The organism is Gordonia sp. PvP123, assembly GCF_040547295.1.
In the GTDB taxonomy this organism is placed as follows: domain Bacteria; phylum Actinomycetota; class Actinomycetes; order Mycobacteriales; family Mycobacteriaceae; genus Gordonia; species Gordonia terrae.
Map to the genome: position 1 here is coordinate 14,159 of NZ_JBEPPN010000013.1, position 14,720 is coordinate 28,878.

Sequence of the window (14,720 nt, forward strand, 5' to 3'; positions counted from 1 at the left end):
TCACCGCGCTGCCGGGAGGTATTTGCGCTGCATCGCCTCGACCTCGCCGAACCCGATCAGATCGACGAACTCGTGGTGCGGAAGCGCGTCGGCACTGACGTCGGCGGGAGCTTCGCCGGCGGCGAGTCGTCGCAGCGTGTTCTGGGCGGCGCCGGTGACCGCCATCAGAACCTGGGTGGGCAACAGTGCAAGTCGAACACCGATCTGGCCGAGCACTTCTGGGGTGAACTCGCGTTCGGTCCAGGTCGACGCGGTGAGAGTTGCCATCAGCGGCACACCGACTTCGGAATGGCACCGCTCCCATTCTTCGACGGTCTCGAACGTCTTGGTGACCGGCATGATCATGTCGGCGCCGGCCTCGACGTAGGCGTGCGCGCGACGCATCGCTTCGTCACCGCGCGCGTCGGTGCGTGCGATGAGCAAGACGTCTGCCGGACTCGCGTCGCGTACCGCCCGGATCTTCCCGGTGGCCTCCTCGACGCTGATGAGGTCGACCGGGTCGCCGACGCAGATCGGGCACGACTTCGGCGAGACCTGGTCTTCCATGAACATCCCGCCGACACCGGCGTCGACGAACTTCGACGCCGTGCGCGCTGCGTTGACCGCATTGCCGTAGCCGGTGTCGATGTCGGCGACCAGCGGGAGCGTCGAGGCCGAGCGAATCGTCCGGACGGCCTGAAGGTTCTCGGTCATCGTGTAGAGCTCGGCGTCGGGCAGACCCAATGCGGCCGAGACAGCGAAGCCCGACGCACAGAGCGCGTTGAATCCAGCCTGCTCGGCCAGGCGTGCGGTCAGACCATCCCAGACACCGGGGGCATAGACGAGACCGCGTGACGTGAGTTCCTTGAGCGAGGGTGCGCTCATGCAAATCATCTCCGTTTCGTTATGCGGAATGCATATCGTAATACGTAACGAGACGCTAAGGTGGTCTGAGTCACATGTCAAGAAGCCTGTACAGAGTTGTCTTCGTAAGATGTCGGAGACGGTCGCCCTACTACCCGGAAGCGAGACACCGTTCGTGGCAACGTTCGCCGATTCCGAGACCCCCTCGAGCCGGGAGGTCGTCGGTGCCGTGCTGAAGGCCTGCACCCTGCTCGAACACTTCAGTGCCGACCGGCCGTCGTGGACCCTGAACGAGCTCACCTCGGCCAGCGGGATGAACAAGACGACCGTCCACCGGCTCATGGCCACCCTCATTCACGCCGGGTGGATCGAGCGCACCGACGGCGGCGCCTACCGCGTCGGCCTGCGGGTCTTCGAAGTCGGCTCAGCCGCCTTGAGTGACCTCGACATTCGCTCCGCGGCAAAGCCGTTCATGACCGAACTCGCCGGCGACTTCGGAGACACCGCCTACCTCATGGTGCCCGCGGAGCAGGGCGCGGTCTGTATCGACCTCGTGGAGGGGAACAGCTCACTCGTGGTCGCCGGCATCTCGGTGGGCACCGTCCTGCCGTATCACGCGGCAGCTGGACCCACGGTGATGCTCGCGATGTCGGATACGTTGCGCGCCAGATGGATCAACGATCGGCTGCCCGCATTCACCGATCGGACCCTGACCGACGCGGCGGCATTGACTCGCCACCTCGATCGCATTCGCGAAATCGGCTACTCCGTGAGCGACTCGGACTACCTCGATGGGGTGGCAGCCGTCGCCGCGCCGATCACGGACCGATCGGGTGATCTGATCGCCTCGATCAGCATCGGCGGTCGGATCGAGGGTTTCGCCGGAGATGCGCTGGCAGCAAAAGTCAATCGAGTCTGCGACGCCGCAGCTCGGATATCCACAGTGCTGCAATCCGTTCCGCGATGAATGTGGTGCCATCTCGGACAACGACAACGATCCCACCGGCAAGAGCCGGTGGGATCGTGTGTGCTGCAGGGTCAGGCAACCGTCACGGATGCACGCCGCGCTTGTTGAGCCACGCCTGCGGATTGATTTTGGTGCCGTTGGCATCCCAGACCTCGTAATGGAGGTGGGGACCGGTGGACTGGCCGCGGTTGCCGACGGTCGCGATCTTCTCACCGGCGCGGACCTTCTGGCCTGGGTGCACGAAGCTTTCGTTGACGTGTCCGAAGACGCCGACGGTGCCGTCGTCCTGCTTCACGCGGACCCACTGGCCGAAGCCGGAGGCCGGGCCGGACTCGAGGACGACGCCGTCGGTCACGGCGTAGATGGGGGTTCCGACTTTGTTGGCGATGTCGACTCCGTTGTGGTGGGTGCCCCAGCGCGGGCCGTAGCCCGAGGTCACGGTGCCACTGACCGGCTTCACTGCCTTCTTGAATCCGGGGAGGTCGGAGCTGCCCGGGCCGAATGCCGACGGCGGCAGGACGTCGCGAGCGAGGTCGTCGATCTCCGGCGGCAGGACCAGACCGGCCGGGAGCTTCACGTTGTCGGGCAGAGCGATCTTCGGCGCAGGCGGGGGAGCGGGCTGCGCCGTCGCCTGCGCGGCGGTTCCGGCAGTCAGGCCGACCGCGCCGACGAACGCGGCCAGAGCGCCCGTGTGCAGCGCTGTGCGGGTGGCAGAACGCGAGGTGGCACGATGGCGTCCGGGGCGCCGAGTGCTCGACGTCGAGTCGAACAGTGCGCGGGTGGCGGGGCGCGTCGCAGAGTCGGTGTTCAGTCGGTGAAGAGGCAAAGCGTTGTCCATCTCAGTTTGGGTAACAGTTCGGTATCGGCAAGGACACGGCGAGGTTACCCACGGCGACTTAAGCAGACCCTGAGAAGTCACGATCAGTGCGTACAGAACCACTGCTCACACGGCCTGAGAGATCCGGGTCACAGCACCCGAGATGGTCGTGGCACGGTGGAAACATGCCCGAACCCGAGCACACCCCGGACGGCCACCACATCATCGTCAACGGCCGGAAGTGGCGAGCGACGGATCCACTGATCCCGGACGACCGCCGGTCCGAACTCCAGTCGATCCTCATGGCGTGGCGTCGGGACGTGAAGCGGACGAACGGCGCACCCGAGTCACGTCGGGGCGTCCAGGCGGCGAAGGTCGCGCTCGGGGAGCGCGGAACCCCGTGGTGGGAGCAGACCGACGAGGAGCGTCGCGAGCGGTGGGAGGCCGACGTCGCGCGACCTGAGGACTGAGTCCTATCGCGGCAGCAGCGACTCCGCGGCATAGCGGCCGGCCCGCTCGAAGCTCTCGCTCACCTCGAAGCCGGGATCGATCTGCCAGTACCGCATGCTCGACACATAGATGGCAGCCACCATCTGGGCGAGGAACTCCGGCGGGTGGTCGGTGCGTACATCCTGCTGTTCGACGCCGCGCTCGATGAGCCGCAGTACCTCCGAGGTGAATACATGGCTGCGTTCGCCGAGTGTCCCGGACATCGACGAGATCCGTTCGATCTCGCTCGTCACCGTCCGCATGTAGTCCGGGTCGGCGACCGACGACCGCGCGAAGTCGACGAACACACCCACCACGCGCTCATACGTGCTGAGCGGCTTGCCGAGCATGGCGTCGACGACATGCGAGAACGTCCCCATCAGCTGCCCGTACAGCTCGGTGAGCAGATCGTCCTTGCTCGGGAAGTAGTTGAAGAACGTCGCCCGCGACACCTCGGCCCGCTCGGCGATCAACTCCACTGTTGCGGCGCTCCCGTCGGACGCCAGCAGTTCGCGCGCAGCGATCAGCAGGCGCTCACGCGTCTGCTGCTTGTTGCGTTCCCGGCGGCCGATGGCCGGAGCTTCGGTCAATGTGGTGCCTTCCGTACGAGCGGGGCGACCCCGACCGACCAATTCTTGCATTCCGCCACCAAAGTTTGGATGGTCGTCTAACTTTTGCCTCTGAGTCCAGAGTGAGTTCGCCGGCAGCACGTCGACGAGGCCACGCGAGTCGACCGCGGGGGGTCTTCCGGTGCCGGACCGACGATCGATGCTGCCGTGCGCATGGATCGCCTCGAAGGCCGAGACTCATTGCAGGACAGATTATTTCGAAACCATCCAGCGACGACGACCCGACGGTTACAGTCGCCACCGAGTCATCAAATCCGACATTTCGTCCCATCTCCACACCAGGGGACGGCGTCGTGTCGAATCACGATCGAAGGGGATCGCATGAAATCACCCAGTTCACTCAGGCGTGTGCTTCGGACCGCGACGGTGATCGGCTGTTCCGGGGTGCTCGCGCTCGGAGCGCTCACGGCCTGCGCCGACGACAGCTCGGAGAGCTCGACTGCGGGCGAGACCAGCCAACTCCCCAGCAATCCGGCGACGGGCGACCCGGTCAAGGTCGGCCTGATCGTCCCCGAGGGCGGTGCGGTGACGACGCCGATGGTGCGCGAGGGCAGCGAAGCCGCCGTCGAATACCTGAACAACAACGGTGGCGGCATCGGCGGCCATCAGATCGAACTGGTGGTGTGCAAGCAGCAAGAAGAGCCCGCCTCGGCCACCAAGTGCGCGAATCAGATGGTGGAGCAGCAGGTTTCGGTTGTGGTCTCGCCGCTGGGCGCGCAGGGTGCGGTCATGCTGCCGATCATCGCGGGCGCCAAGATCCCGTTCGTCGCGCAGGCTCCGGTGTCACAGGCCGAGATGGCGACCCCCGGCTCGTTCATGCTGTCCGGCGGGATCGTCGCCGTTCTCGCGGGACAAGCCGCCACCGCGGCCAAGGACGGACTCAAGAAGGTCACCCTGATCATCGGCGACTCCGGTGACGCAGCCGCATCGGTGAAAGCGCTCGGCGACCCGATGTTCCAGCGTGCCGGTGTTGCTCTCAACGTCGTCACCGTGCCGGTCGGCGCCGCCGACCTGACACCGCAGATCACCGCCGGTCTCGCCGACAACCCGGATGCGGTCAGCATCCTCGGCGACACCCGCCAGTGCATCTCGGTCCTCAAGACGCTGCAGACCGTCGCCCCCGACGCCTCGAAGTACCTCATCGCCAGCTGCCTCGACAAGCCCGTTCTCGACGCCGTCGGCAACGAAGCGGTCTCCGGCGCCAAGGCGTTCACCACGGTCAACCTCAGCTCCGACGACCCGAGCGTCACCCAATACCGCAGCGTGATGGCGCAATACGCGCCCGACACCGACCCGGCGGGCCTCGCCTACATCGGGTACCAGGTCATGACCGCTCTCGGCGAACTGACCGGGCTCGAGGGCACCGTCAGCGCCCAGACGTTCACCACCGCACTGTCGCAGGCGAAGAACGTCCCGCTGCCGGCCGCACCCGGCATCACCTTCACCTGCGACGGCAAGGCCTTCCCGCCGCTGACGTCGCTGTGCAGCAAGGCGATCCTGGTCAGTGACGTGACCTCCGACGCCAAGCTCGAGAACACCGTCGTCACCAACAACTAGTTCCTCTCCAGATCGGGGGTCGCGTCCGCGCGACCCCCGATCCCCGCACTTCCCAGTGGGAGTTCCATGACTGACCATCTCGCGTTCCTGGTCCTCGGCCTCGGCAACGGCGCCGTCTTCGCCGCCCTCGGCCTGGCGCTGGTGATGACGTTCAAGAGTTCCGGCGTCGTCAACTTCGCCACCGGAGCCGTCGCCCTGTACGCCGCGTACACGTATGCGTTTCTGCGCCAGGGGGAACTCCTCAACCCGATACCCGGTTTCCCGGCGACCATCTCCCTCGGCTCCGACCTGGGAGTTGCTGGGGCGCTGCTCATCTCCGTCGTCGTCGCAGCGATCCTCGGAGTCATCCTCTACCTGCTGGTGTTCCGCCCGATGCGCGCCGCCCCGGCCCTGGCCAAGGCCGTCGCCGCGATCGGTCTGATGCTCGTCATCCAGGCACTCATCGCGCTTCGGGTCGGCGAGAACGCACCGAGTGTCGGCCCCATCTTCAAGGTCGACACGTTCACGATCGGCTCCAGCGCGGTTCCGACGGACCGTCTGATGCTCGCCGTGGTCATCGTCGGCCTTGCCGTCTGTGCGGGACTCGTCCTGCGCTACACACGCTTCGGCGTCGCGACCGAGGCTGCCGCCGAATCCGAGAAGGGCGCACTGGTCACCGGACTCTCGCCGGGCCGCATTGCCGTCGCCAACTGGGCGCTGTCGTCCGCCACCGCGGGACTCGGCGGTGTACTGATCGCACCGATTGTTCCGCTGAACCCGGTGGCCTACACCATGTTCATCGTGCCGGCCCTCGCGGCGGCGCTGGTCGGCAACTTCACCGCGATCTCGATCACCGTCGGCGCCGGACTCATCATCGGCATGCTGCAGTCGGAAGCCACCAAGCTCCAGACCACCTGGGACTGGATGCCCGACGCCGGTGTGGCCGAGGCAGTCCCGCTCATCCTCATCATCGGGTTCCTGCTCATCCGTGGACGTCCACTTCCCGGTCGGGGAGCGGTGACCCGCAACGACCTCGGCCGGTCGCCGCGTCCCGATCACCTGCTGATCCCGGGAATCGTCGGTGTCGTCGTCGCGGTCCTGGCGCTCGTCACCACTTCCGGCAGTCTCCGCCTGGCAGTCATCGCCACGATGATCTACGCGATCATCGCGCTGTCTCAGGTCGTCGTCACCGGGTACGCGGGCCAGGTGTCCCTCGCGCAGCTGACCCTCGCCGGTGTCGGCGCCTACGCGCTCAGCCGACTCACCGACGACCTGAACATCCCGTTCCCGCTCGCACCGCTGCTCGCCGCCTGCGCTGCGATGGTCATCGGCGTCATCGTGGGCCTGCCCGCGCTTCGGGTCCGCGGGCTACCGCTCATGGTCGCGACCCTCGCGCTCGCCGTCTTCTGCGAAGCGTTCTGGTTCCGCAACCCGTCACTCAACGGCGGACTACAGGGTGCGCCAGTCGACGCGCCGTCGATGTTCGGCATCGATCTGGGAATCGGTGCGGGCGAGGGCTATCCGCGCATCGCGTTCGGCGTCCTGTGCCTCGTCGTGCTGATCCTGGTCGCGTATGCGGTGGCAGTTCTGCGCCGCAGCGGACTCGGCGCGTCGATGTTGGCCGTCCGCGCCAACGAACGGTCCGCGGCCGCGGCCGGGATCAACGTCGGCGCAACCAAACTCATCGCCTTCGCGATTGCGTCCTTCCTCGCCGGCCTCGGCGGATCGCTGCTGGCCTACCAGCAGACCCTCGCCACCGCGGGCAGTTACGCCGTCTTCGCCGGGATCGGACTCTTCGCGGTCTTCTACATCGCAGGCGTGACGTCGATCTCCGGAGCGATCCTCGCCGGGATCATCGCCCCGGGCGGGGTCATGTATTTCGCCGCCGACAAGTACGCCTCCTTCGGCGACTACTACATGTTGATCAGCGGAATCCTGCTGGTACTCACCGTGGTCACCAGTCCCGACGGCATCATCGGATACCTGCACAAGATCCCGCTGCCGGGTCGACGCCGCCGCCCGTCACCGACGCAGGTCGACGATCAGTCCGTCGCGACTGCGCCGGTACCTTCGCCGACCAACGGCAAGGTGCTCCTCTCGGCCCGCGACGTCACGGTGCGCTACGGGGCGGTGACCGCTGTCGACAACGTCAGCTTCGACCTGCGTTCCGGCGAGATCGTCGGCCTCATCGGTCCCAATGGTGCCGGCAAGACGACCCTGATCGACGCCATCAGCGGTTTCGCGACCGCGGACGGAACCGTGACCCTCGGCGGCACAACCCTCAACGGCCTTGCACCGCATCGTCGCAGCAGGGCGGGGCTCGGTCGGACATTCCAGGACATCGAGCTCTACGGCGAGCTGTCGGTCGCCGAGAATCTGGCGATCGCCGCACGTCGCGCACCGGGCGACACTGCGGACAACGTCCGCGACGTCCTGGCGATGCTGGAGATCGGTCACCTCAGTGAGGTTGCCGCGGCCGACCTCTCGCAGGGACAGCGTCAACTCGTCGCAGTCGCGCGGGTGCTCGCCGGCCAACCCGAGGTCGCGTTGCTCGACGAGCCGGCCGCCGGGCTCGACAGCACCGAGAGTCGGTGGCTGGGGGACAGGTTGCGCGCTGCCCGGGCGCACGGTGTCTCGATGGTCCTCGTCGATCACGACATGGATCTCGTACTCAGCCTCTGTGATCGGGTCATCGTTCTCGACCTCGGCGCCGTCATAACTGAAGGCACCCCCGACGAGATCCGACGGTCACCGGCGGTCGTCACCGCCTACCTGGGCACGCCGTCATCGGCGGCTGCGGGAATCGGCGAGCCCGATGAGCTCTCGCCATCGAACGGCGCTGGCTCCGAACCTCATTCGACGACCAAGGAGATGACGCCGTGACTGTGCTCGAATGTCGCGGGCTCGACGCCGGGTACGCGCGCGGCAAGGCCTGCGTCCACGGTCTCGATCTGTCTGTCGAGGCGGGCGAGATCGTCGCGCTGCTCGGTCCGAACGGAGCCGGAAAGACGACACTGCTCACGACGCTGGCCGGTCTTCTGCCGCGCCTCGGCGGCGAGGTCAGCGTCGCCGACCAGTCCGTACGTGCGGGGGAGGCACGCGCAGCGGTTCGCGCCGGGCTCGTCCTGGTGCCCGACGACCGGTCGCTGTTCAAGCAGCTGACGACACGACAGAACCTGCAATTGGCCATTCGACGACGCGGCGCGGCTCGGACCGAAGCGATCGACCGGGTGCTCGACCATTTCCCCGCCCTGCGTGCGCGATTGAAGGTCGCAGCCGGGGAGCTGTCCGGGGGAGAGCAGCAGATGCTCGCGATTGGTCGCGCCCTGTTGCAGCAACCCAAAGTGCTGCTCATCGACGAACTGAGCATGGGCCTGGCGCCCATCATCGTCGAATCGATTCTGCCGGTCCTGCGGAAGGTCGCCGACACCGACGGCGCCGCAGTCGTTTTGGTTGAACAGCACGTCCGGCTGGCGCTGGACGTCGCCGACCGGGCGGTCGTCCTCGTCCACGGCGAAATCGCGCTCGCGGATTCCGCCGCCGCCCTCGCGAATGACATCGGACGGATCGAGGAGGCGTACCTCGGGACTGCCCGGGCATAGGTGGCACCTCAATCGATCACACCCGGTGACGATGGACCACGGTCGCGAGTCGTTCGAGGGTGTCGGTCATGCCCGCCCGGAGATCGGACTTCCGATCCGGCAGACCATACAGCGGGCCTATCACGAACCATCCGAGCAAGCTCAGCGGCCGGGTCACCTCGTACGATTCGGTGACTCTTGTGCCGCCCGCCTCGGCCTCGAACCGATACCTCCATCGAAGCGTGCCGGCGATCTTCTCAGTGCGTTCGAAGGTGAATTCGCGGCCGCGGTCCGCCACCGTGACAACGGGTTCGTTGTGCCAGTCCGGTCCACGGCCCGCGGAGTTCCGGGCACGGAACCGCGCTCCCACCGCTGGACCCGTGGCTCCATCGAGCCACTCCACATGCGCGATCTCCGCCGACAGCTCGGGCGTCCGCGTGACGTCAGCGACGATGTCGTAGAGGTCTTCCGGGTTCGCGTCGATGTGACGCGACACCGAATCACTCGTGAGTTCTTGCCGCATGACAGTTCCTTTCCTGGTGCCCGAGGCCGGCTCAGGGCGAGTGGTGATGCACCCACATTCGTAGGGCGTCGTCGAGTAGTCGGGAGAAAACACCCGACTCGAAGGTCGCGTCGGGTTCATTCGACATCTGCTGCGAACCGATGCCCGACACGACTGCGGTGAGGAGGCGGAAGGCGTCCTCGGAGTCGGCGGTCGGGCCCAATTCGCCGGCCGAGACCGCGGTCGCCAAATCCGCACGGGCTTGGTCGACGATGGCCCGAGCGGGAGCGAAAGCTGCCTCGCTCGGCTCGAATCCCGGTATGGGACGCCAGAACAGCAGCGCCGCCAGCCCCGGTTCCTGCACCGACCACCGGACTATTGCCCTCGATTGTTCGAGGAGGCGGTCGAGGCCGGGGTCGCGGTCGACGCGGGCGGCGTCCACATACCGGATCAGTTCCAAATTCCCCGTCTCGAATAGACGGTCGTACAGGGCATTCAGCGACGGGAAGTACTTGTACAGCGATGGTGGTCGCATTCGCATGCGCCGCGCGATCTCCGATATCGACACGGCACCGGCGCCCTGCTCCGCGACGATATCGCGGGCGTGACCGATGGCCTCGTCGATGGTGGTCTGTCGACGGTCAAGCCGTCGAGAGGAGCTATAACCCGTAGCCATGGCTAAATGGTATAGCTTTCGCTCATCGAGGGACAAGAGGTTGTTCGATCCTTGTCTCGGCTTTCTGGCGACGCGTCAAGTCGGCAGGCTCCCGATCGTTGACATGCAAGCAGCCGCTTGCCTATCGTCAGGTGTGGCCGATGTGTTCCATGCGCTCGATGACTCGACGAGGCGGGCAATCCTCGACGAACTCGTCGAGCGTGACGGTCAGACGCTGTTCGAGATCTGCGGACGTCTCACATCTCGGCGTGGGCTGAACCTGAGCCGGCAGGCGATCTCGCAGCACCTGGGCGTGCTGGAGACGGCTGGACTCGTCCACACCGAGAAACGTGGACGCTCCAAGTACCACTACTTCGACCCCGCACCGCTCGACGAGATCGCCGACCGGTGGCCCGCCCATCGAAAGGACCTCCCATGAGGCTCACATTGATGTCCGTCTTCGTCGACGACCAGCGCAAGGCGCACGAGTTCTACACCGAGATACTGGGATTCACTACGCGGCACGACATTCCGATGGGGGAGGACACGTGGTGGCTGACGGTCGTCTCCCCTCAAGACCCAGAGGGGATGGAACTCCTCCTCGAACCGTCCGGCCACCCCGCGGTGAAACCCTACCGGGATGCGCTCATCGAAGACGGAATCCCGCTGGCGCAGTTCGCTGTCGACGATGTGCAGGCTGAGTACGAGAGGCTGCGCGGACTCGGCGTCGAGTTCACCCAGGAACCCACCGACATCGGCCCCGCGGTCGTCGCGGTGTTCGACGACACGTGCGGCAACCTGATCCAGATCGCCGCTACGAAAGACGCGGCCCCGCAGTGACTATCGCGGGGTGACCAGCGGCGGTGCCGTGGGGACCGACGCAGCCGGAGGTTTCGGCGCGGTGACCGGTCGCTCGAGCGGAGGAATCTCAACCGCGCGGACCGACAAGTCCTTGATCAGCTCTTCCCACGCGCCGATGTTCGTCGCCCTCTTCTTGCGCGACCCGACATCGTCATTCCACCGAGTGAGCGCAGGCGCGGCTATATACAGCGGCCTTGCAGGATCATTCTTGTCCGCCTCGAGCAATCGCGACTGACCCTTGTGACGCACGGTTTCTCCGCGCATCCGCAGCGGGCCGAAGGCGAGCTTGACGATGTTGACGATGCGGTACGCGGCGTTCATCGACTTGTTGGTCGTGTACCTCTCGTTCGACGGGTCGATGGGGAAGCTGATGGGCGTGAATCGCTTGTAGCAGAACTGCAGGCCGGCAAGGTCCGCCTCGCGCACCATCCAGGACAGACTCAGTTCCGAGGGTTCAGTGACCACCAGACCACCGCCGATGTCGGAGTGGACCCCCTCGAACCACACCTGTTTGACGTCGATCTTGCCCTCATCTGCCTTGTCGACTTCCCAGACGCAGGGATCGAATGTCAGCCGACGTTCGTCGATGGCGAGCGCCTGTCTGGCCACTGCGACGTTCTTGCCGAGCTTCACGTCGTGGAACTTGTGCTTGACGCGGGTGATGCCGGGAACGCCGAGGGCACCGACGGTGTCGAACACACCGATGAACTTGACCGGCACCGGGGCGCCTGGGGTCTTCGCCGGACGATCTTCCCGCTTCATCCGGTAGTACCGCAGGACGGTTTCGAAGAGGTTCTCGGTCGGATGCTGCGCGAGTTCGAGCGGTGAAACCAGCCCGACCTGCCAGATCATGCCCCCAAGACTCCGTGCGGTGTACGCGCCGCGACTGAACCCGAAGACGAAGATCTCATCGCCGGGCTCGTAGTTCAGAGCGAGGAATCGGTAGGCATCGACCAGGTTGGCATCGAGGCCGCGACCGAACGCCCCGCCGATGATCCGGTCCGACCAGCCGGATCCGGTTCCGACTCCGTTGACATAGTGAACGAGTTGGACCGTCCCGTCGTCGGCATCAGTGGTGACGGCCCGGGCGATCTTCTCCACGTTCGAAATTCTCGGGTCCTTCGACGACTTCCACGTACCGTCGCAACAAACCACCAGACGCTTCTTCATTTTTTCGACCCTCCACAGGCTCGCACGCGGCCCACCCGACGATGACGATAGTCGCTTCGCGCAGACGGGTGCAGCAGTTGTCGGTCGTACGGTTTACTGCGGTCATGAGCTTTCTGGACGTTCTACCGCGCCGATTCGCGATCGTCTGTGCCACCGTCCTCGGGGTCCTGGTCGTCGCAGCGTTCGGCGCCGCGCCGGCCACCGCCGCTCCGCCGACAACGGGCCTCGACCCGGTCCTGGCGACGGCCTATCAGCAGGCGTCGAATGCTGCTCGTGCACAGGGGGTTCCGTTGTGGATCACCTCCGGCAAGAGAACTCACGCCGAGCAACGTCAGATGTGGCGGGATGCGATCGCGACCTACGGAAGCCCCGAAGCCGCCCGACGGTGGGTCCTGCCACCGGAGCAGTCGAGCCACGTGCACGGTCGGGCCATCGACGTCGGACCGCGGGAAGGCGCTGCCTGGCTGGAACGCACCGGGTACCGATGGGGACTGTGCCGGACGTTCGCGAACGAGTGGTGGCACTTCGAGATCGCGACCGTGCCCGGCCTGACGTGTCCGGCGATGTGGCCCGATGCCGCTGTTCGCGCCGATCGCGGCGGCGACCCTTCGTGACGGCCCTCCGCAAGCTCCGGGCCTCCTCAGGGAGCAGTACAACCGCCCTCCGCAAGCTCCGGGCCTCCTCAGGGAGCAGTACAACCGCCCCCCCCGCAAGCTTCCGGGCCTCCTCAGGCGAGAACGACCGAAAGATCTCTGCCGAAGATGTCGAATGGCGCACCGCGAGGTCGTCATCACTGCACACGGACCGATGAGCGGCCCGACGAACGAGAGGTCAGACCATGCATTACTCACTGCTCCTGCACTACCCGGAGATGGACGCGTCGACCCTCGGTGACGAGGCCATCGCACAGGGAGAAGCTGCGTTCGCGGCCTACACCACTGCCCTCCAGAAGGCAGGCGTGCTCGTGAGCGCCGAAGTGCTGCAACACTCGGACGTCACCACGACACTGCGCAAGGTCGACGGTCAACTCGTGGTTCAGGACGGTCCGTTCGCCGACACCAAAGAGCAACTCGGCGGAACCGTCGTCATCGATGTCGGCAACCTCGACGCCGCCATCGAGTGGGCGCGTCAGGCGCCACCGATCGAGTGGGGAGTCGTCGAGATCAGGCCCGGCGCCACTTACACCGTCGACGGTGCCTGGACGCCCAACGCATGACCCGACGAGAAGCGCACACCGCCGCCGAACATGCCGCCCGAGCGTCATATTCGCGGTTGGTGGCGCTTCTCGCAGCTTCCTCGGGCGACCTCGCTCTGGCCGAGGACGCTCTGGCAGCCGCCTTCGAACGGGCGCTCGTCACCTGGTCCGCCGACGGGGTGCCCGCGAAACCCGAGGGATGGCTACTCACGGTCGCGCGCAATGAGCAGCGCGACGCCTGGAAGTCGGCGGCGCACCGCACGTCGACCGTTCTCGACGACACCCTTTCGCCAGGAGCCACCGCCGTGACCCCCTTCGACGATGTGGACCCGGACGCCATCCCCGACAGGCGACTCGAGCTCCTGTTCACTTGTGCGCATCCGGCCATCGACGCAGCAGCCCGAACCCCGCTCATGATGCAGTCGGTGCTCGGCTTCGAAGCGACCGACATCGCTGGTGCGTTCGCAGTCGCGCCGTCGGCGATGTCGCAACGTCTGGTTCGTGCGAAACGTCGCATCCGCGACGCACGCATACCGTTCGTCGTTCCCGACCGCGCGTCGATGCCCGGACGCCTACCCGCAGTCCTCGAGGCCGTCTACGGATGTTTCGCGATCACGTGGAACGACGCGGACGGCGCCGACCCCGACACCGTCGAATCGATGGCGGGGGAGTCACTGTACCTGGCCGTCACGCTGGCCTCGCTGCTCGACGACCCGGAGGCCTGGGGTCTCGCCGCGCTCATCGCGCTGTCGCTGTCGCGGGCTCCGGCGCGAATCGGGCCTTTCGTTCCGCTCGAGGAGCAGGATCCGTCGACCTGGGATGAAGCGCTGATCCGCGATGGCGAGGTGATGCTTCGACGCGCCTCGTCGTTCGGCCGACCACACGGCCGATTCCAGCTCGAAGCGGCCATGCAGTCCGTTCACGCCGACCGCGCACGCACCGGTGTCGTCGACTGGGCTGCACTGCGGTCGCTGTCGTCCGCGCTGGTGTCCGTGTCGCCGACGCTCGGTGCACGGGTTGCTCACGCCGGGATCGTCGGGCGTGCGAGTTCTGCTCTGGGCGGACTGTCCCTGCTCGACGAATTGAGCAGTGATGCAGCGGATTTCGGACCGTTCCACGCTGCGAAAGCGGATCTTCTGGTACGGGCCGGGCACTGCGACGCGGCGCGCGAGCACTTCGAACGTGCGGCGGTGCTCACCGGCGACGAGCGCGCACAGGACTACCTTCGACGCCGTGCGGGTGAGGTGTCGCAGGACCGTCGCGAGTGAGCCGCAGGGTGCTGTCGGGCGACGCAGAGGGAATCACGACCGACCAGCGGAGAATTCTCCGCTCGCTGAGCTCGGACCCCAGTCGACGGGTCGCCGGCGGGTCTCACCCAAACCGCGGGAATGCCTGAATCTGGCAACACGGACGACCTAATGTGTGACGCGAGACACAACAGTGCCGACCCCTCGACGAGGGAGTTCACAACGGGT

Annotated in this window: 16 protein-coding genes; 10 read left to right on the top strand and 6 right to left on the bottom strand. The window is 66.2% G+C overall.

The window, feature by feature from the left end:
- Window positions 1–864 carry an isocitrate lyase/PEP mutase family protein gene (locus tag ABIC25_RS21805; RefSeq protein ID WP_354563133.1) on the bottom strand — a complete coding sequence of 288 codons (864 nt, stop codon included), beginning with the start codon at window positions 862–864 and terminating at the stop codon, window positions 1–3.
- Between the two features lie 109 nt (window positions 865–973).
- Here ABIC25_RS21805 and ABIC25_RS21810 point away from each other — a divergent pair, with 109 nt between their 5' ends.
- Window positions 974–1,810, top strand: a complete 837-nt coding sequence (locus ABIC25_RS21810; RefSeq protein WP_354563135.1) for an IclR family transcriptional regulator — start codon at window positions 974–976, stop codon at window positions 1,808–1,810.
- An 82-nt stretch (window positions 1,811–1,892) separates the two neighbouring features.
- Here the strand turns inward: ABIC25_RS21810 and ABIC25_RS21815 are convergent, their stop codons facing one another.
- A complete protein-coding gene (locus ABIC25_RS21815; RefSeq protein WP_354563137.1) occupies window positions 1,893–2,648 on the bottom strand; it encodes a M23 family metallopeptidase in 756 nt (251 codons plus the stop codon).
- 164 nt (window positions 2,649–2,812) lie between these two features.
- On the opposite strand from ABIC25_RS21815, the gene ABIC25_RS21820 reads away from it, so the two are divergent.
- Window positions 2,813–3,097, top strand: a complete 285-nt coding sequence (locus ABIC25_RS21820; protein WP_354563139.1) for a hypothetical protein — start codon at window positions 2,813–2,815, stop codon at window positions 3,095–3,097.
- A gap of 3 nt (window positions 3,098–3,100) precedes the next feature.
- Here ABIC25_RS21820 and ABIC25_RS21825 read toward each other — a convergent pair whose 3' ends face one another.
- Complete coding sequence (locus tag ABIC25_RS21825) at window positions 3,101–3,706, bottom strand: TetR/AcrR family transcriptional regulator (RefSeq protein ID WP_004018549.1); 606 nt, start codon at window positions 3,704–3,706, stop codon at window positions 3,101–3,103.
- Window positions 3,707–4,066: 360 nt separating this feature from the next.
- Here ABIC25_RS21825 and ABIC25_RS21830 point away from each other — a divergent pair, with 360 nt between their 5' ends.
- The 3 genes from ABIC25_RS21830 to ABIC25_RS21840 all read left to right on the top strand — a co-directional run bounded on the left by ABIC25_RS21830 (window position 4,067) and on the right by ABIC25_RS21840 (window position 8,883).
- Entirely contained in the window at window positions 4,067–5,302 is a 1,236-nt protein-coding gene (locus ABIC25_RS21830) for an ABC transporter substrate-binding protein (protein ID WP_101822950.1), read from the top strand.
- A 66-nt stretch (window positions 5,303–5,368) separates the two neighbouring features.
- Window positions 5,369–8,164 (top strand): ABC transporter permease subunit, encoded by a 2,796-nt coding sequence (locus ABIC25_RS21835; protein WP_354563141.1) that lies wholly within the window; start codon window positions 5,369–5,371, stop codon window positions 8,162–8,164.
- The gene (locus ABIC25_RS21840; RefSeq protein WP_354563142.1) at window positions 8,161–8,883 is read left to right on the top strand and encodes an ABC transporter ATP-binding protein; all 723 of its coding nucleotides are present in this window, start codon (window positions 8,161–8,163) and stop codon (window positions 8,881–8,883) included. Before ABIC25_RS21835 ends, ABIC25_RS21840 begins: the two co-directional genes overlap by 4 nt.
- 16 nt (window positions 8,884–8,899) lie before the next feature.
- Here ABIC25_RS21840 and ABIC25_RS21845 read toward each other — a convergent pair whose 3' ends face one another.
- Both ABIC25_RS21845 and ABIC25_RS21850 read right to left on the bottom strand, forming a co-directional pair.
- On the bottom strand, window positions 8,900–9,385 hold the full coding sequence (locus tag ABIC25_RS21845) for an SRPBCC family protein (RefSeq protein ID WP_354563143.1): 486 nt from the start codon (window positions 9,383–9,385) through the stop codon (window positions 8,900–8,902).
- A gap of 31 nt (window positions 9,386–9,416) precedes the next feature.
- Window positions 9,417–10,040, bottom strand: coding sequence for a TetR/AcrR family transcriptional regulator (locus tag ABIC25_RS21850; protein WP_354563145.1), 624 nt, complete (start codon window positions 10,038–10,040; stop codon window positions 9,417–9,419).
- 103 nt (window positions 10,041–10,143) lie between these two features.
- Here ABIC25_RS21850 and ABIC25_RS21855 point away from each other — a divergent pair, with 103 nt between their 5' ends.
- Both ABIC25_RS21855 and ABIC25_RS21860 read left to right on the top strand, forming a co-directional pair.
- The gene (locus tag ABIC25_RS21855; protein WP_354563146.1) at window positions 10,144–10,458 is read left to right on the top strand and encodes an ArsR/SmtB family transcription factor; all 315 of its coding nucleotides are present in this window, start codon (window positions 10,144–10,146) and stop codon (window positions 10,456–10,458) included.
- The gene (locus ABIC25_RS21860; protein WP_354563147.1) at window positions 10,455–10,859 is read left to right on the top strand and encodes a VOC family protein; all 405 of its coding nucleotides are present in this window, start codon (window positions 10,455–10,457) and stop codon (window positions 10,857–10,859) included. The genes ABIC25_RS21855 and ABIC25_RS21860 overlap by 4 nt, the downstream gene beginning before the upstream one ends.
- On the opposite strand, the gene ABIC25_RS21865 is transcribed toward ABIC25_RS21860, so the two are convergent.
- A complete protein-coding gene (locus tag ABIC25_RS21865) occupies window positions 10,860–12,050 on the bottom strand; it encodes a T6SS phospholipase effector Tle1-like catalytic domain-containing protein (protein ID WP_354563149.1) in 1,191 nt (396 codons plus the stop codon).
- Between the two features lie 104 nt (window positions 12,051–12,154).
- Here ABIC25_RS21865 and ABIC25_RS21870 point away from each other — a divergent pair, with 104 nt between their 5' ends.
- The 3 genes from ABIC25_RS21870 (at window position 12,155) to ABIC25_RS21880 (ending at window position 14,513) form a co-directional block, all read left to right on the top strand.
- Window positions 12,155–12,664 carry a M15 family metallopeptidase gene (locus ABIC25_RS21870; protein WP_354563151.1) on the top strand — a complete coding sequence of 170 codons (510 nt, stop codon included), beginning with the start codon at window positions 12,155–12,157 and terminating at the stop codon, window positions 12,662–12,664.
- A 224-nt stretch (window positions 12,665–12,888) separates the two neighbouring features.
- Window positions 12,889–13,266 carry a YciI family protein gene (locus ABIC25_RS21875; protein ID WP_004018557.1) on the top strand — a complete coding sequence of 126 codons (378 nt, stop codon included), beginning with the start codon at window positions 12,889–12,891 and terminating at the stop codon, window positions 13,264–13,266.
- Window positions 13,263–14,513 (top strand): RNA polymerase sigma factor, encoded by a 1,251-nt coding sequence (locus ABIC25_RS21880; protein WP_354563152.1) that lies wholly within the window; start codon window positions 13,263–13,265, stop codon window positions 14,511–14,513. The genes ABIC25_RS21875 and ABIC25_RS21880 overlap by 4 nt, the downstream gene beginning before the upstream one ends.
- The last annotated feature ends 207 nt before the right edge of the window (window positions 14,514–14,720 follow it).